Here is an 18,285-nt window from a genome sequence, read left to right on the forward strand (position 1 = left end):
GATTTCCCCTTGTTACAGCTTCGCTATATTTCGTCCGTTTAGTGTGAGAGATAAACAACAAGGTCTGAAAGACTCACGGGATGGCTTTCCTGTTTTTATCAGTGCTGTTAAAAAACTTTGTCCAGACATTTAGCTGTTTGAGAATGTTCGTGGTCTTCTTTATTGAAACAAATGGTACTTGGATGAAGTGACTCAAGAACTTCAGTCTTTAGATATGTAGTCGAAGTTAAGTTATTAAATGCCGTTGATTTTTATGTGCCTCAAAATCGCGCTCGCGTTATTGTCGTTGGTCATAAAGGCTTGATATTAGTAGCGGAAAAATTCTGATCGTTAGTGAAGCACCAAAGGTAATTGTCCCATTTTCGGTGATTGCCTAATTGAGCAGTAGAAACCTGAAATGGCACAAAATCGTTCTTTGCAATTTAGACTGTCCCATTAATGGCTCAAAATGGGGCAGTTTGAGGCACCAAGTATCTAAACTGCCTGCTCGACAGAAGCTTTGGCTAGCAAGCTTTTCAGCCTTGACGACCATTTTTTTGTCCGTTGCTAAAACTAAGCCATAAAGGGGATTTCAGCTTTCCCAAGCTGTCAGTTCTGGTTAAGGACGCTCAAGGGTTAATGATTGCTTGAAATGACTGAGCTACGTAAAAACCGGCTGAATTCTATGACGGTAGAATTCGGGTTTCAACTTATCCCGAACTCAGGTTGCTTATTTCTATACTCAAGTACAGACATCTGCTTTAAAGTAGCTGCTGTAGGTGAGGCGGAAACGATCGCGTATGCACCAGTTGACCTGTAGCCAGATACTCAAGCTCAGTGGGAGTGGATAATCTCCCTAAAACTTCATTGCGATGGGGATGGCGACCAAATCGAGCAATCACCTCCCGATGTCGGTGCGCTTGTTCTGCTGAGAATTCTAGCAAGGCTCGATCGTTCGGCGAGGCTTCCTGCATGAGGTTATCTCCCAGTTTGGTTACGAGTTCCAAATTCCTGAGATCTTCAGAGTGTCCTAGCGGCAGAAAGAAGAAGGTTTTCTCCCAGGGAGTCTCAAGTGCTGCGTAATGATTGATCTCGATTCCTTCTAATGCCAATGAGCAAGCTTTTGAATCTTGAGCGAATGCTTGAGCCGTTCCCTGATGAATGACTCGCGAAAACTGATCCAGGACAATGATTAACGCTAGACGCGATCGCGGTTCGTGCGACCAGTCATCTAGTTCACCTCGTATTGCCCGTTCTAGCAAAGGCGAAAAGCACTGGATAATATCGGCATTTCCACCTCCGCGAAACCACCAGTAAAACTGACGAACTAATGTTGCTTGATCCTGGTCGAATGACTGCGGAAACCAGAACTGAAGTACGTCTTCAAATAGTTTAGTTTTCATTGACAACTCTCCCGATAGCTGATTAGTGGGAAGTTTTTTGCTCAGTGGATGCAGCTTTCGCGGCAAAGAATTGCTTTAATGTATGGGGTTCCATAAAAGCAAGGTAGCCAGAAGCGATCGTAGGCGGCAACAGTTCAATCAAAACGCGATTTTCGATCCAGAATTCAATGACTTCAAACAAACCACGGCGATGCCTTAGCTGCCAATTTTCACGAGCAGCGATCGCCCGAACTTGCTCTTCGCTAGCTGGGACTGAATTTGCTGCATGGGTAGCGGTATAGGGAGATGCATCAGGATTTTGTCTACGCTGAAACATCGTGTCATCTTGAGAGCCAGGAATGAGTTCAGTCGTGAAGGGATGCACGTCAACAACGGTTCCATGCATATCAAAAGTCAGGGCAACGTAGCTGTCAGGATATCGAGCATCAGGAAACGGAAAGGCTTCTCCCTGAAACAGCTCTGCTAAAACATAAGCAACCTGTTTTGGGTTTTGAGCGGCGATCAAAAGATGATGAATCATCGTGGGTTTCTCTTTATTTCAAGCTGTTCTCATTTGACCAGGGGCAAATCTTTATGAGGTTATGTTGCTAAACAGATATACCTGTTGGAAGAACACCAAGCTGCTGCATCATCGCCATGTCGTCTCGTACCACCCAATGCTCTACAATCTGATGATTTTGCACTCGCAAAATATGAATTTGTCTCTGACAAATTGAGTTTCCCGTTGGTGGCATTTCTAGAAATCCTGGAAATCGGCCTTTGTGAGTGGCGGTTAGAGTGCAGCGCATAACGACGCGATCGCCCTCGGCAATCAAATCTTCAATCTGATGGTGATGATCGGGGAATGCCATTGTGATCGTATGAATAAACTGTTTCATCGATTCAGGATCGCGAGAAGCAACCGGAGTCGGATCGTTATTGTTGAATTCGGGCGAAACTAGCTCATCAATAAGATCGACGTTGCGCTGATTGAAAACTTCTTCGTAGAAGCGCCGAACGATTGCTTTGTTGGATTCGGTAGACATTGTGATAATTCTCCTTCATTTACATACAAGTGCAATTCACTTTTTAGCCTTTCAACGGCTAGCTCTATTGTTCAATATCGTTCATAGCCGTTGAAGATTAAAGTTTTTTCGAGCAGTTCTTCTTGTGTATCCGGTTGCTGAAAGCGATCGCAGGTTGTTCCTCTACTCTTTTATTGGGCTGCACTTTCTCAAACTTTATAACTACTGCGACTATTACTTTAGCTGCCACTGACTGTAAGGAACTATCCCTACTTCAGGACAAGGCTCTTGCGGCAGCATTGCCAGATATTCCAACAAATGCCCGTCTGGATCGGTGAAATAAAGCGAGAGAGCGGGCATCCAACCAATAACAATTGGTTCTTCAACAGGTTCGCCGTAGAATCCTTTTGGAACAACATCACTAGATATCAATGCAGATGGAGCAGTAAGAATTTGCTCAACCGTGCTTGTAAACGCTAAATGCAAACGCATTCCGCTTGGAGCATCACCTACTTCCCATAGACCTAGCATCGCTTGCCCCCGGCCTCCAATCCAGAAGAAAGCAGCGGCGCGATCGGGTACCAGGTAAGCCAACTCCAGCCCAACCACGTCTCGATAAAAAGCGAGTGAAGTTGCCAAATTTCTCACCGTCAGATGTGTTTCAAAAAGACCTTGAATCGAGATTTGCATGATAGATACCTCTACAAAAATGCTGGTCTTCTAGGTGCTCTATTACTGTGGACTACAATCTAACCTGATGCCATCGATCGCCACCACTACATAGCGATATCGACGCAGTGCAATTTGTAAAAAGCGCTGAAGAAGATTCATGTTGTACTGGCTAGTAACGTTGATTTCAAAATATCTCAGAAGTCTTCGAGAAGCGAATTAGAAAATGGTAGAGTGTTGTTCATAGTATGACTCCGTTGAACTAGCTTGTTGCTGCCAGAAATTCTTTGAGCGATCGCGGTTCTAAAAAGGCAAGATATTGAGCCGAAAGCTCAGGCGGCAGCAGTTCTAGCAGCAGATGATTTTCAATCCAAAGCTCAATGACCTCAAAGAAGGCATCGCCACGTTTATAGCGCTCGACCCGCCAACCTTCACGAGCTGCAATCGAGCGAATTTCAGTTTCGCTAACTAAGACTGAGATTGCGGCATGAGTTGCAGTGTAAGCAGAGGGGTGAGGGTTCACCTGATGCTGAACGGCGGCTTCGCCAATTCCTGGTCGAAGTTCCAATCCACGCGGATGCACTTCTATTAGGGTTCCGTAAGCGTCAAACGCAAGGGCAACATAGCTACCTGGATTAGAAGCAAATGGAACAACTTCTCCATTTAGCAATTCGGCTAAAACTTGAGCGACACGAAGCGGATTATGGGTTGCGATCGAAATGTGGTGAATCATATTAAAGCTCCTAAATTTCAAGTAAGTTTGGTGAGCAAATGAGCGGCATTGCCGAACAGAACGTTAACGGCTGTGCTGAAGAATAAGGTTTTAGCTATTCGATTAGCCATTTGCAGGTCAATCTTTCGTCAACGATGCTCCACCGAGCAGTTAATCGACCGGAACGCTTTTGTTTGTTGGTCTGTAAGAGTTGAAGAACCCAAATCGCGATGTGGAATGAAAACAGGTTGTGTGGAGCGATCGCCGAGTAAAATTCTTTTGAACAATCGCTCCACCTAACTCAAATTAAGCAGTTGAGCGATCGAGGTTCATGCCAAACCGCGTATTACCGATGCTTTGGCACACTTGCAGGATATAGTCACCTGCTCCCTTCAGCCCGCTGATGGTATCGAGGTTGCCCTTAAGATTACTTGTGCCATGTTCTACTAGTTGATTGGACAGGCAAAAGAGCTATCCTACAGGACTCTATCTCTTTTGCCTGAGTGAAAGTTAAACAACCTGCAACCTAGGCAGAAACAAAGTCAAGTGAAGCAAACACATTGGTCGTGTCTTGCACAACCGCGATGAGGTCACCGTTTTTGTGGATGAGCGTATCCAGTGCGGAACCACCAGAGAAATTCTGGCTCTTGGTTAGCGTGTAACCGCTACCAAAGACACTGCCGTTAATCTGAATCTTGTCACCCTGACTGGCATTAAAGTCAGTAATTGTGGCAAAACTAGAGCCGTTGGCGTTCAGATAGAAGGAACTAGCCTGATCTCCGAGCAAAAATGTGTCGGCTCCGCCACCGCCAGTTAGGGTGTCTAATTCATTTCCATTGAGACCAAGGAAGCCTTTGAGAGTGTCATTGCCCGCGTCACCGAAGAGAGTGTCATTGCCTGTGCCACCTAAGAGTTTGTCATTGCCAAAGCCACCGAAGAGAGTGTCATTGTCCTCGTTACCCTGTAGCTCGTCATTGCCAAAGCCACCGAAGAGAGTGTCATTGCCATCGTCACCCCTAAGGAAGTCATTGCCATCGTTGCCAGAGAGTTGGTCATTGCCAAAGCCACCGAGGACAAAGTCATCACCGCCTAAAGCAGCGATGATGTTATCAAAACTATCACCCGAAATAGCATCAGTTCCATTGGTTGGGGTTCCTATAACTGCCATTGTTTTGTTCTCCTTTTTTTGTGTAAGTATGTATAAGCGTTGAACGTCCGCTCCTCGCCCAACCCAAAGTCACCTGTAGCAAGGCTACAAGTCCGAGCAAACGGTTTGCCTGATTTAAACGGGTTGGGTTGCCTCGAAAGCATTAGATCAAAGCAGGGGCTTTGGGTTGATTGCTTCTAAGGGCAGCCTGAGTAAAGCTGAGTATGAATCTGTCCTAGGTTGAGGAAGTTGTAAATCGTCAGCAGGTCAGTTTGCTTTGTCTTCTCAACTCGTGGCTTCATCGCTCATATGTTCAGAATAAGAGCTAGCTCTGTGCTTGTCGGTTTGAAAAAGTCAGATTAAAAGTCGGAAAAGATCACATTTTGATGTCGGGTGCTGAGCGGGATGGGTGGAGCGCTCGCCACGACAAAACCGAGCGATCGCAAAAACGCTAATCACGCTACCCTTGAATCGATCGAGATTTGATTACTCTAAAATTGCGCCTAACGTTCGCAGTGTGGCGGTTTGCGCCTCGGTCAGTCCAGTCGCGCCTGCAATATTCATGCGCTCATAGGGTCGATCGGCTTTGAGGAGATTGAGACAAGTTCCCGTTTCAAGATCCCAGAGTCGAATCGTTTCGTCCTGGCTGCCGCTTGCCAGCAAACGACCATTTGGGCTAAAAGCCACCGACCAAACGAGGCTGGTGTGTCCGCAAAGCGTCTGAATGCATTCGCCCGTTGTTAGATTCCACAGCTTCACCGTGCGATCGCTGCCGCCGTTTGCCAAAAATTCTCCCTTGGGGCTAAAGGCGATCGACCAAATTCGATTGGAATCCGTGTGCAGTGTGCGATCGCACTGTCCCTGCAAATTCCACAGCTTCACGGTATCGTCGCCACTGCCACTCGCGATCGTTTCACCCGTTGGGCTAAACGCGACTGCCCACACCCACATCGTATGTCCATTAAAGGTTTGCAGACATTCACCCGTTTCCAGATCCCATAGCTTGAGCGTTTGATCGTAGCTGCCGCTAACGATTTGCTGACCATTGGGGCTGAAGGCGATCGAGCAAACCCAACTGGTGTGACCCTGCAAGGTCTGACGGCACTGCCCTGTGCCCAAATCCCACAGCTTAATCGTGCGATCGTCGCTGCTGCTGGCAAGCAGTGACTGAGTTGGGCTAAACGCTACTGACCAAACTCGGCTTGTGTGCCCTTGCAGCGTGTGCAAACACTGCCCCGATCGTAAGTCCCACAGCTTCACGGTGCGATCGCTGCTGCCACTCGCCAGCAGTTCGCCATCAGGATGAAATGCGATCGCACAGACGGCGTTATGATGCCCGTGGAAGACACGGGCACACCTGCCACTGCCAACATCCCACAGCTTGATTGTGTAGTCGTCGTTGCCGCTGGCTAACGTTTCACCAATGCCTGACGGCAGGCTAGCGCCAACGGGACTGAAAGCCACTGACCAGACGCGATTGGTATAACCTTTGAGCGTTCGCTGACAGTTTCCCGTCACCACATCCCAAATTTTGGCGCAGTGATCGCCGCTGCCACTGGCGAGCGTTTGACCATCGGGACTAAAGGCGATCGAGCGCACCCAGTTCGTATGACCTTTGAGCGTCCGCTGACACTGCCCCGTAGCGAGATCCCACAGCTTAACCGTTTGATCTTCACTGCCGCTTGCCAAGCGTTGACCCTGCGGACAAAAGGCGATCGATCGTACCCAGTTCGTATGTCCGCGCATGATTTGCAAACATTCGCCTGTTTCAACTTGCCACAATCGCACGGTGCAATCGCTGCTGCCGCTGGCTAAAACAGAACTGTTTGGGCGAAAGGCGATCGACCAGACATGACCAATATGTCCGCTCAAGGTGCGATCGCAAGTTCCAGTGTGCAGATTCCAAAGCTTGATCGTGGCATCGTCACTCGCACTTGCCAGAATTGGGGCGATCGGACAAAAGGCGATTGATCGCACCCAGTTTGTATGTCCCTGCAAGGTCTGCAAACACTGCCCCGTGTCCAGATCCCACAGTTTGATGGTTTGGTCTTCACTACCGCTGGCAAATTGCCCCTCTGAGCTGTAAGCCACTGACCAGATCGAGCCAGTGTGTCCTTCCAGCGTTTGAAGGCATTGCCCCGTGTCGAGATCCCACAGTTTGATAGTGCGATCGTCACTGCCACTGGCGAGGGTGCGACCATCGGGACTAAACGCCAGCGACCAAACCCAGCTTGTATGACCACGAAATGCCTGTACATTTTTGCCGTCGCTCGATCTCCACAGCCGCACTTCACCATTGAGATCGCCCGTTGCCAAAAGCTGCCCATCCAGACTAAAAGCAACAGCGGCAGGCGTTGCCAGCGTCTCGGTAAATACAGATTTTGCTAAATCTGCATCGGTAAAGTTCACGCCCCGCAAGCTTACATTTTGTAGATATGCCTGCCAAACACTCAAACCTGAAAAGTTGTAATTATTTAAATCAATTTCTAAATAATTCAATAGGTTAATAATATTGCCGCCGCCATATCCAGCTGAAGTTCCATACTCCACTCTCAGCTTGGCAAGTAGGCGATCGAGTTGATCCAAAACCGCCGTTTGCGATCGCCATTCATTCAATAGCCTGGTGATAAGTGGCGCAAGAATGACGCGAATTTGACTTTCGCGCACGTAGTCTTTCGCCTCCGCTCTGATCAAAGCATGGCTGATGAACAAGCGAACATTCTGCGTCTTAATTTCTTCATACACCTGCTCAATAAAATGCTCTGTGACAAAATCCATTACCACAGGTTGCAGCGTAAATTGTCCTGCTGTTCGCTCAATCAAAGAACAGCGTTTAAGTGCCTGCAATGCTTCAAGCAACTGGACTTGCGATCGCTCCGCCATCAGATCCGATCGCAGTTCGGCAATGCCTACCCATTCGCGGTGAATTGCCAGCCAATACATCACTTGTTTTTCCAGGTCTGAGAGGCGATCAAACTGTTCAGCAATGAGGGTACGAATGTTGCCAAACGCGATCGATCCCTGCTCTAAAAACTGCGCGATGCTGCCGTCAAACAAATCTTGCACGGTCGTTGAAACAATTTTCAACGCCAGCGGATTGCCAGAATAGTATTCAGCGAGCGTGTGCAGTTCGGCTTCCGAAGTATAAAAACAGCCTTCAGCCTTGACGATCGCCTGCACATCTTCGAGCCGCAAACCGCCCAGCGCGATCGTGCGGACGGGCAGCGTTTTTCCTTCCAGCGCATCAAGCGGTTTCGGCTTTTCTCGACTCGTTAACACTAAACAGCTTGCATGACGTTCTGCGCCAACTTTTTGAAACAGTTCTCCATATTCGATCGCCGCTTGCTCTAAAACCGTTTCGGCATTGTCTAAAACCAACAGACATCGCGAAGCGCGCAAATGCTGCATCAACAGCGCAATCAGTTCAGCGCGAGTTGTGGGCAATGCAGATCTTTGCTCAGACAGCAGAGGAATGAGGGTTGTGAGCAATTCTTCAATCGGTGGAGCGTTACGGAGCGATCGCCAAATCACAACTTCAAATCGACCTTGCAGGCGTTCCACCAGCTTGATTGCCAGGGTGGTTTTACCGATGCCGCCCATGCCTAGCAGGGCAATCAGACGGCACTGGTCCGTGACAATCCACTGCTCTAGCTGATCGAGTTCCTCAGTGCGACCGTAAAAAACGGGCACATCAATAATTTCTCCCCAGTGTTGACGAGTTTGAGTCGCAGGCTGGCGTGGAGCGATCCCCTCTAAAGATGTTGCGCTCCCGCTTGAAGGAATCTCGACAGGTGAGTCAAGCGTTGCCGATCGCAGATGTAGTGTTTGCCTGCGTACAACCGCCTGCACATTGTTTTTATTGACAGATTCCCCGAAGGCGATCGATAGCTGCTGCCATAGCTTCGCACCGACATCGCGGACATGTCCGACATCATAACCAACCTGGTTGGCAATCTCAGCATAAGTCCAGCCCTGCCAGGTGTAACGAAACACATCCTCTTGTAGGTCTTTGAGTTTTTGTCCAGGTAGCAGGGCATCAAGCGAAACAATAGCTTCCTCAGGAGTCATAAACAGAGTCCTTGCAGGCAGCACTTATGTGAATCAATCTGCTCAAATTACCATCGTAGTTGATCGTTCTACTGTTAAAGCCCGAAGATTGCAATCGTTAATCTTTTGAGTTGCTTGAGTTAAAGTGAACGAATCAGTGCTACTTGAGTTAAATTTCCGAATGGAGTATCAAAGTACACTTTTGGTACTGCTAAATTTTTAAGCGAGTAGTTTGGCAAACGGTCAAATTTAGGAGCAAATCGCTAAAGCAGAATCTTTTACAAATTTGCCTCTAGTTTGACAATACAGATACAATACTGAGCATTTATATTAGGAGGTCTTCACTCATGACTTCTGAGGAAGCCTTAGCCTTGCTAAACGAACTGCTTAAAGAGCAGAAGCTCAAAAATATTCATGAATTAGTGTTCTGCTACAGTTGGCAAGGATTAACTTATCCAGAAATTGCTAAGCAGGTCGGTTACGACACGAGCTACATTCGCAACATTGGACAAGAGCTTTGGTTTCAACTCAGTCAAGCTTTTGAAGAACCAGTCACCAAGAAAAACGTTCAATCCGTTCTACGTCGGCAGCTTGCTCAAAATCAACACACTGCTTTAGCAAATCAAAGCAAGAAAGATGTAGCAATTTCTTCACAAGCAGACAGTGAACCCACGTTGCTTGCACAATCGAATTTATCTGTTAACACGAACCAATATCAGCATTGGGGAGAGTCGATCGATGTCTCAATCTTCTACGGTCGTCAGGCAGAAATGGCGCTGCTGCATGAATGGATTGAATCCGATCGCTGTCGGCTCGTTGCACTCATTGGCATGGGTGGTATCGGTAAAACCGCACTAGCAGCAAAGCTAGCCGAACAGCTTCAAAATAAGTTTGAGTATTTAGTTTGGCAGTCGTTACGTAATGCGCCACCAATTGAAATCATTCTCAATCAGCTACTTAAATTTTTTGCCAATCAGCAAGAAGTAACTCAAGCTGAATCATTGGATGGGCAGATTTCTCAACTGATCGAGTGGTTACGTTCTTCGCGCTGCTTGATCGTATTCGATAACGTCGAAGCCATTTTAGATGGAGTGCAAGCAGGACAATATCGATCGGGCTACGAGCAGTACGACGAATTCTTGAGGCGCATCGGGAGCGAACATCATTCAAGCTGCTTATTATTAACAAGTCGAGAGAAACCGAAAACACTCGTTCCGCTCGAAGGTGAAATTTTGCCCGTGCGATCGCTTTCCCTAACTGGGCTTAACACAGCAGCAGTTCAATCGCTCTTTCAAGCAGACGGCTTTATTTGCAATTCTGATGAGTGGCAAAATTTAACGACTTCGTATTCAGGCAACCCGCTGGCGCTAAAAATTGTCTTGGCAACCGTTCGAGATGTATTTGATGGCAGCATTACGCAGTTCTTAGAGCAGGGCACGATCGCGTTTGGCGACATTACTTTGCTACTCGACGAACAGTTTCAACGACTCAGTGAACTTGAAAAACAAACGATGTACTGGCTCGCGAGCGCTCGCGAATGGATTTCGATCGCTCAGTTACGAGAAGATTTTATTAACGACAGTTCAAGAACAGAACTACTTGACGTTTTGCTTTCGTTACGGCAGCGATCGCTGATCGAGAAGAACGCTGGACGGTTTACCTTACAGCCTGTTGTGATGGAATATGTAACCGAACAGCTAATCGATCGCGTTTGCGAGGAAATTTATACTCAGAATCTCAATTTGTTTATTAGCCATGCTCTGATAAAAGCACAGGAAAAAGACTACATTCGTGACAGTCAAATTCGCATTGTTCTTGCTCCACTGGCAGCAAGGCTGGTAAATCAACTTCGATCGAAAAAAGAGATTAGACATCAGCTTGATAGTATTTTGTCTACGCTGCGATCGCAGTCTCCCAGATCAGCGGGCTATGCAGGAGGAAATATCATTAACCTACTGCGATCGCTTGAAATTGACCTAAACGATTACGATTTCTCGCACCTGAGTATTTGGCAGGCATATCTGGTTGGCGCAACGCTACATCGTACTAATTTTGCCAATGCCGATCTAGCTAAATCTGTTTTTACAGATGCTCTCGATGGAGCAACCTGGATTGCCTTTAGTCCTGACGGTGAGCAATTTGCTATTGGTCTGATTGATGGTAAGACGCGAGTTTATCAAACGGCAACTTATCAAGAACTGCTGACTTTAGAAGGACATCTTTCTTGGACTGCCTGCGCTGCATTTAGCCCTGATGGTGAATTTTTAGCAACGGCAAGTCTAGACCACACCATCAAGCTCTGGAGTTTGGCAACAGGTCAATGTTGTAAAACGTTTGAGGGACATACAGGCTGGGCTGTATCTGTTGCCTTTAGCCCTAATGGTGAAACGTTAATCAGCTGTGGCAATGATCGCACAGTCAAGCTGTGGAATATCGCAACCCAGCAGTGTGTAACGCTGGTTGGACACACTGATTTTGTCATTGGTGTTGCGGTGAGTCCCGATGGCGAAACGATCGCCAGTTGTAGTTATGACCAAACCATCAAATTATGGCAGGTAGCAACCGGACAGCTGATTCACACCTTGCACGGACACACCGCCTATGTCCGCGCTGTTGCCTTTAGCCCCGATGGTCAAACGCTCGCGAGTGGAAGTTGGGATCGCACCATTCGTCTATGGAATATGGAGACCAAAACCTGCTTCAGTATTCTTCAAGGACATACCGATTCAGTGGCTGCGATCACCTTTAGTCCAAATCAGCAAATTTTGGTCAGTGCAGGATTTGACTGCACCGTGCGGCTGTGGGAAATCGAGACTGGACGCTGTTTAAACGTGTTGCAAAAGCATTCGGGATGGGTTTGGTCGGTTGCCTTTCATCCAGACGGTCACAGCTTCGCCAGTTGCAGCCCCGATCGCACCGTAATTTTTTGGAACACCGAAACCCAGGAGGCGATTAAGACGCTGCACGGCTACAGCGCTAACATCCGCTCGATCGCGTTTAGCCCCACTGCCCCCGTTTTAGCCAGCAGCAGTGACGATGCCACCGTGCGGCTGTGGGATGTTTCTACGGCTCATGCTGCCTTCCACAAAGCGCTAACAGGACATAAACATCAAATCTGGGCAGTTGCCTTCAGTCCGGACGGTCAAATGGTCGCCAGCAGTGATGATCGCGGTGAGATTCGCCTGTGGACGGTGGCAACGGGGCAACTGTTGCGGATCTTGCAAAGCAGCGCCGCGATCGCCAACCCCGTTTACACGCTCGCCTTTTCGCCCGACGGGCAGACGTTGTGCAGCGGCGGCATCGATCGCGTTATTCGCTTTTGGAACATTCATACCGGCGAATGCAAAACCACGTTGCCTCTCAACACTCGTGCTTGGACATTAGCGTTTAGCTCCGATGGTCAGACGTTGGCGAGTGGCTGTGAGGATAAGCTGATTCAGCTTTGGGATACCGAGACAGGTGACTGTCTCAAAACCCTACAGGGACATGAAGGCATGGTCGTTTCAGTCGCTTACGCGCCTGACGATCGCACGATCGCCAGCAGCAGTGACGACAAGACGGTGCGATTGTGGGACGTTCAAACGGGCAAATGCCAAACGTTACAAGGTCATACTGCTCCCGTATGGACGGTTCAATTTTGCCTTGCGGACAGTATCCGCCTATTAGTCGCCAGCAGCAGCCTCGACAAAACAATTCGCCTTTGGGATATCGAGTCGGGGGAATGCCTTAAAGTTTTGACAGATCATCAAAAGGAGGTGTGGTCTGTTGCTTCTGGCGCGGATGGTGAGGTTTTGGCAAGCGGTGGCAGCGATGGCGCGATTAAGCTATGGCAGGTCGAGACAGGGAAGTGTCTGCAAACCTTGCGATCGCCCCGCCTCTACGAAGGGATGAATATCAGCGGCACAACTGGTTTGACTGAAGGCCAAAAAGTAACCCTCAAAGCGTTAGGAGCTATTGAACAAGTAGGTTGACGACGACGAGATTATATAAAGTGAATTTTGTGCGATCTGCACTGATTTCACCTCGCAAACAGAACTGTCAGATAACAAATTATTTGGGTTCTTCCCAACTTTTGGTGATCCTGTGTCAGGATCAGGATATACAGGCTAAAAACTCAGAAATTGGAATTTTTTCAATATTTACTACCGAGTCAAGACTATCTTCACCTCAACCAATGGAAGCTTGACCATTCCACTCATCAACTCACCCTGGTGGTTTCTTCCATTCAAAGGGTTACTGCTTGCCCACTGTGCCAAACTTCAACTCAAAAGATTCATAGCCGCTATGAACGGCAGTTGAAAGACCTTCCTTGTGTTCAGTTTGGTGTAACCTTACTGCTGCGAGTTCGTAAATTCTTCTGCGTCAATCCTGTATGTAAGCGCCGGATTTTTACAGAGCGATTGCCCCAAGTAACGCTTCCCTGGGCACGACGAACTTGTCGATTTGCAGAACGCTTAATTGCAATTGGCTTAGCTTTAGGAGGTGCAGCAGGTGAACGCCTCAGTCATCGATTAGGGCATAGAACGGCTGACAGTACTTTATTGTATTTAATCGCTCAATTGCCTTTGCCGCCAATAGTGGTTCCCAAAACTTTGGGAGTGGATGATTTTGCTTTTCGTAAACGGCAAAGCTAGGGCACCATTTTGGTTGATTTAGACTCCAAAAGCCGACCAATTGGATTGATAGTCGGTCGAGAAGCAGAAATCTTAGCAGAATGGTTGCAGGAGCATCCTGGCATTGATGTTTTATCGCGGGACTGTTCTGCAAGCTATCGCAGTGGGATGAATCAAGGCGCACCGGATGCCATTCAAGTTGCAGACCGATTTCATTTATTGCAAAATCTGGCAGAAGTATTACAACAGGCGCTAGGAGCTTACCCCCAAGCATTGAAGGCGGTTGATGCAGCTCAACGGTTAACCATAGCGAGCAGCACCCAGGAGGAAGTAGTCGTACTGCCACCACCGATAGCTCTGCCTCCAAAGGTTCAACAACTCGCTCACCAACGTCGAGTGGAACGAGTTAGCACTTACGAAACAGTGAAAGACCTGCATCAACAGGGCTGGTCATCGAGTGTCATTGCTCAAGAAGTAGGAGTGAGCACCCGTACGGTACAACGTTACTTACACACAGCACGCTTTTCAGAACGTCAAGAGCGCAGTGACCGAGGTAAGAGCTTACTCAATCCTTATAAGCCGTATTTGCTGGAGCAGTACAATGAGGGACGCAGGCAGGTAAAGACCTTGTTTGGGGATATTCAAAAGCAAGGGTACACCGGCAGTGACATGACGGTTGCCCGCTATATTCGTCAGTTGGCTCAAGCACAAGGGGTTGAACTCAAACGTTACCCCACCCAGCGGCGATTGCCTAAGGTTGTTGATCCTCAACGCCCAGCCCTAACTGCTCGACGAGCCGCGTTCTTGGTGTTGCGGCAACTTGAGACATTAGGCACGGACGAACAACAAATGATTGAGGGAATGGTCAAACAGCCTGAACTGGCAACAGCGATCGAACTAGCTCAAAGATTTATCTGTTTAGTCCGACAACGACAGCCAGAACAGTTAGACATTTGGTTACAGCAAGCGAAAGCCAGCCATCTTGCTCCGATGGTGAGGTTTGCTCAAAGCTTGCAAGAAGATTACAATGCGGTCACAGCAGGAGTGACGTTATCGACAAATAACGGTCCGGTCGAGGGACAAATCAATCGTTTGAAGATGCTCAAGCGCCAAATGTATGGACGAGCAGGTATTGATTTACTGAGTCGCCGCTTTTTGCTTGCAGGTTAGGCAATTGGGTTCTGGTGCAAGATGTGAATCTAACGTCTCTCAACTACCAAGATCACCAAAACTTGGGAAGAACCATTATTTGTCGCTATTAACACATTAGTATCGTTATCCAAAAAACCTTCAAATCTTTTTCAGTAGGGGGTTATGGGCTAAGTAACACTTTGGTAAGGATTCCTCTTTAAAGCCATAATTGTCCTAAATCCAGCTTTTCTTCATTCAAATATATCTAGGCTTTAATAGCGATAGAAACGCTCAACGACAACAATTTGTTAAGACGACAAATGAGCTGTCATTCAACAATTTTTCTCATGTATTAGTTTCCCAAAAATGTGTCGTCACAAATGTTTTTTAAAAGTAACTTCAAATTGAAGTTGACCTGTGATCTGATAGGCTCAGCAACGGTAGCAGTTTCCTGCTTTCTTTGCATTTATTCCTAATTTATCCAATATCCAAACCCCAGACTAGTGAAGTGTAATACCCATCATGACAGCCACGGACGATTACCAGAAGTCACATTAAGTTCGTCGTCAACTGCAAGAAATAAAGTGGCAGGTACGAATACGAATCGTCTGCTCTCCGGTAACCTGGCAATCTACTACGAACATTCTATCTTCAAAACTGAAGTTCCTGATTAACTGACGATAGATATCATAAAGAATTGGGGGTAAACTATCTGAGTGATTATTACCATTTCACAACTATTGACAGATTTCTCTAGCTTTTGGATTCAGATATATAGGTTGTAAATTTGGAGATACTAACATCACTCTTTCTGGAATCATCTCAAGTAGTATGCTTTGAAAGATGTCGCTCTTAGGAAGAAAACTTATGCGTTTCTGCTCCATTTTTTCTATCATTGCTGTATTCTATTAAAAAATAAAAAAGTAAGATAACTGTATGTTATGAAGCTAAAGCTTTGTAGAGACGTTGCATGCAACGTCTCTACAATTGGGTTAAAAAAAGGGGCAATAAAAGCGGATTCTGTAAGGGTTGATTCTAGCCAGATTTCTGCATAGCCTAAGCTAGAGCATTACTTGCAAACACCTCAATCAATGTATCCACTATGGAAATCGTAAAAGGTTGTTGTGCTTGATTGCTGAAGGTAGATGAACAAACGAATGTCTTTTTGCATAGTCAAGAAGTTCGTGTGTCCAGGATTCAAATAATGCGAAAACTTCATCAACGAGAGAGAGGCAACGCGCTTGGGTTGATTCATCCAAAAGAATTTTAGCAATTTTGATGTGATCGCTGCCGACCGAATGACCGGACTCTAAATTGAAGTGAAATTCTCCACAGTAACGCAGCTCGATCCCGCGTCGGGTTTCAATTGCCTTCGCTAAATTAAGCATCGTACTGAAGAGCACATTTCCCGTCTCCTCAATCGCCTCAATAATGGCAATACGTTCTACTGCACTTGCCTCAGAAATGAGAACAGCAAGTCGGTAGGTCAGGATGCGATTTTGGCGTGTTTCGTCGCTCCAGAGGAAACGCATCCATGATGTGGGGCTACACAGATGATCGAAACCGAGCTTAGTAAAATCTTCAAGATACCAAGGCCAATGATGATCGTCCTCATAGGTATGCATATTTACTTGCTGTTGGTATGTATTGCTCGTTGGTTCCTCTCGCAGCATGTACTTATTGATGTCACCAAAGCTCAAAATAAAGTGCGCCATGCAAGGGTAGAAACCCAGCCTCTCTTCTTCAGTCAAACTGGGGTCGCGCATATATTGAAACAAGGGCAAATTGGAGTAAGTTTGCTTGTTTTCCCAGATTTTTTTCAGTACATATTTCATGATTATCTTTTCCGATTCAACTCAATAGTGGTATGGGGGAATGATTGTCTCTCTTTGAATCAATTCATCAGAAACTGTTCGCCAAACATCAAGAGGCTGTGTTTCCGCAATCTCACCTTGTAATCCCTGGTGATTCAAGGCGGCTCGAATTTGGCTAATTCAATTGGTGAGCGTTCTTTTTTGTGTGAAAGAGATGGTTATTTTTGATGAGAAACTTTCACTGGCTTTGCTGAATAATCTCCGGAGTTTGCCGATGCTTGGGCACACTTGCAGGATATAGTCACCTGCTCCCTTCAGCGAGCTGATAGTATCGAGGTTGCCCTTAAGAGTACTTGTGCCCTGTTCTAGTTGATTGGACAGGCAAAAGAGCTATCCCACAGGACTCTAGCTATTTTGCCTGAGTGGAAGTTAAACAACCTGCCACCTAGGCAGAAACTAAGTCAAAGGAAGCAAACACATTGGTCGTGTCTTGCACAACCGCAATGAGATTACCATTTTTGTGGATGAGCGTATCCAGTGCGGAACTACCAGAGAAATTTTGGGTCTTCGTCAGCGTGTAACCGCCATCAAAGATACTGCCGTTAATCTGAATTTTGTCACCTTCACTGGACTTGAAGTCGGTAATTGTGGCAAAACCGGATTCGAGGTAGTGGGAGCCAATCTTATCTCCGAGCACAAATGTGTCGGCTCCGCCGCCGCCAGTCAGAACGTCTTTTTCATCTACACCAAGAAACGAGTAGCCAGTGAGCACATCGTGACCTTCGCCACCAAACAGGGAGTCTTGTCCCTTACCTCCTACGAGTTTGTCATTGCCAGCGTCACCCTTCAAAAAGTCATTGCCATCGTCACCTCGCAACTCGTCACTGCCATTCCCACCGCGGAGAAAGTCAGCGCCTCCTTGACCGAAGATCAGATCATCGCCGTCTAAACCAGAGATGAAGTTATCTAAGCTATTACCAACAAGAATGTCACGTCCATTGGTTGGGGTTCCTATAACTGCCATTGTTTTGTTCTCCTTTTTTTTGTAAGTGTGTATGAGCATTGAACGTCTGCTCCTCGCCCAGCGCAAAGCCACCTGTAGCCTTGCTCCAAGTCTGGTCAAACGGTTGGCTGATTTAAACGGGTTGGGTTGCCTCGAAAGCATCAGGTCAAAGCAGGGGCTTCGGGTTGATTGCTTCTCAGGGCAGCCTGAGTAAAGCTGAGTATGAATCTGTCCTGGGTTGAGGAAGTTGTGAATCGTCAGCCCGTCAGTTTGCTTTGTCTTCTCAACTCGCGGCTTCATCGCTCATATATTTAGAATAAGAGCTAGCTTTCTGCTTGTCGGTTTGAAAAAGTCAGGTTAAAAGTCGGAAAAGATCACATTCTGATGTCGGGTGCTGAGCGAGATGGGTGGAGCGATCGCCACGACAAATGTATAGAGCCAAATAAAATGACATCGAGACAAATTCGTGTCGCTCGCGCAAAGTCGCTCTAATCCAAGATTGCAGAGAAAGTTTGCGCCAGCGACCTATCCTCAGCTCCGAACGATTGCGTGTCCTGGCTCCAAGCCCAAAAGCAGCTAAGTCTAGCTTTGCTGCTTTAACGACACTAACGCTCTTTTGTCACTTTAGGGAGAGGATAATAGGCTAAAACGGTTCAAAGCCAGAATTTACCTATGACAGAACCACGTCCAGCCCAAGCCACCGTGAAATTTGTGGATGATTACTGCCAATGGTATCAATCCCTATTTCCAGAAGTGAGAAGCT

13 protein-coding genes and 1 pseudogene are annotated in these 18,285 nt (G+C 47.0%); 5 read left to right on the forward strand and 9 right to left on the reverse strand.

Annotated features, from left to right (window positions below; translation table 11 throughout):
* Positions 1-31: 31 nt before the first annotated feature.
* Positions 32-300, forward strand: a pseudogene (locus NDA03_RS22600) (DNA cytosine methyltransferase); the annotation flags it as partial.
* 440 nt (positions 301-740) lie between these two features.
* On the opposite strand, the gene NDA03_RS22605 reads toward NDA03_RS22600, so the two are convergent.
* The 7 genes from NDA03_RS22605 to NDA03_RS22635 all read right to left on the reverse strand — a co-directional run bounded on the left by NDA03_RS22605 (position 741) and on the right by NDA03_RS22635 (position 8,982).
* On the reverse strand, positions 741-1,382 hold the full coding sequence (locus NDA03_RS22605) for a DUF924 family protein (protein WP_348239208.1): 642 nt from the start codon (positions 1,380-1,382) through the stop codon (positions 741-743).
* Positions 1,383-1,404: 22 nt separating this feature from the next.
* The gene (locus NDA03_RS22610; protein WP_348239209.1) at positions 1,405-1,902 is read right to left on the reverse strand and encodes a hypothetical protein; all 498 of its coding nucleotides are present in this window, start codon (positions 1,900-1,902) and stop codon (positions 1,405-1,407) included.
* 67 nt (positions 1,903-1,969) lie between these two features.
* On the reverse strand, positions 1,970-2,407 hold the full coding sequence (locus tag NDA03_RS22615) for an ester cyclase (protein WP_348239210.1): 438 nt from the start codon (positions 2,405-2,407) through the stop codon (positions 1,970-1,972).
* 213 nt (positions 2,408-2,620) lie between these two features.
* Positions 2,621-3,076, reverse strand: a complete 456-nt coding sequence (locus NDA03_RS22620; protein ID WP_348239211.1) for a VOC family protein — start codon at positions 3,074-3,076, stop codon at positions 2,621-2,623.
* 241 nt (positions 3,077-3,317) lie between these two features.
* Positions 3,318-3,788, reverse strand: a complete 471-nt coding sequence (locus tag NDA03_RS22625) for a hypothetical protein (RefSeq protein WP_348239212.1) — start codon at positions 3,786-3,788, stop codon at positions 3,318-3,320.
* Between the two features lie 505 nt (positions 3,789-4,293).
* The gene (locus NDA03_RS22630; RefSeq protein WP_348239213.1) at positions 4,294-4,935 is read right to left on the reverse strand and encodes a calcium-binding protein; all 642 of its coding nucleotides are present in this window, start codon (positions 4,933-4,935) and stop codon (positions 4,294-4,296) included.
* Positions 4,936-5,400: 465 nt separating this feature from the next.
* The gene (locus NDA03_RS22635; RefSeq protein ID WP_348239214.1) at positions 5,401-8,982 is read right to left on the reverse strand and encodes an NB-ARC domain-containing protein; all 3,582 of its coding nucleotides are present in this window, start codon (positions 8,980-8,982) and stop codon (positions 5,401-5,403) included.
* A 326-nt stretch (positions 8,983-9,308) separates the two neighbouring features.
* On the opposite strand from NDA03_RS22635, the gene NDA03_RS22640 reads away from it, so the two are divergent.
* The 4 genes from NDA03_RS22640 to NDA03_RS22655 all read left to right on the forward strand — a co-directional run bounded on the left by NDA03_RS22640 (position 9,309) and on the right by NDA03_RS22655 (position 15,379).
* On the forward strand, positions 9,309-12,932 hold the full coding sequence (locus NDA03_RS22640) for an NB-ARC domain-containing protein (RefSeq protein WP_348239215.1): 3,624 nt from the start codon (positions 9,309-9,311) through the stop codon (positions 12,930-12,932).
* 150 nt (positions 12,933-13,082) lie between these two features.
* Positions 13,083-13,595: a transposase family protein gene (locus NDA03_RS22645; RefSeq protein WP_348239216.1), complete on the forward strand. Its 513-nt coding sequence runs from the start codon at positions 13,083-13,085 to the stop codon at positions 13,593-13,595.
* A gap of 9 nt (positions 13,596-13,604) precedes the next feature.
* Positions 13,605-14,744, forward strand: a complete 1,140-nt coding sequence (locus NDA03_RS22650) for an ISL3 family transposase (protein ID WP_348239217.1) — start codon at positions 13,605-13,607, stop codon at positions 14,742-14,744.
* 464 nt (positions 14,745-15,208) lie between these two features.
* Positions 15,209-15,379, forward strand: coding sequence for a hypothetical protein (locus tag NDA03_RS22655; protein ID WP_348239218.1), 171 nt, complete (start codon positions 15,209-15,211; stop codon positions 15,377-15,379).
* A 426-nt stretch (positions 15,380-15,805) separates the two neighbouring features.
* Here NDA03_RS22655 and NDA03_RS22660 read toward each other — a convergent pair whose 3' ends face one another.
* Positions 15,806-16,540, reverse strand: a complete 735-nt coding sequence (locus NDA03_RS22660; RefSeq protein ID WP_348239219.1) for a hypothetical protein — start codon at positions 16,538-16,540, stop codon at positions 15,806-15,808.
* A 424-nt stretch (positions 16,541-16,964) separates the two neighbouring features.
* A complete protein-coding gene (locus tag NDA03_RS22665; protein WP_348239220.1) occupies positions 16,965-17,543 on the reverse strand; it encodes a calcium-binding protein in 579 nt (192 codons plus the stop codon).
* Positions 17,544-18,285: the final 742 nt, after the last annotated feature.

The sequence above is a fragment of the Trichocoleus sp. Lan genome, assembly GCF_039961855.1.
Taxonomy (GTDB): Bacteria; Cyanobacteriota; Cyanobacteriia; order Cyanobacteriales; family FACHB-T130; genus FACHB-T130.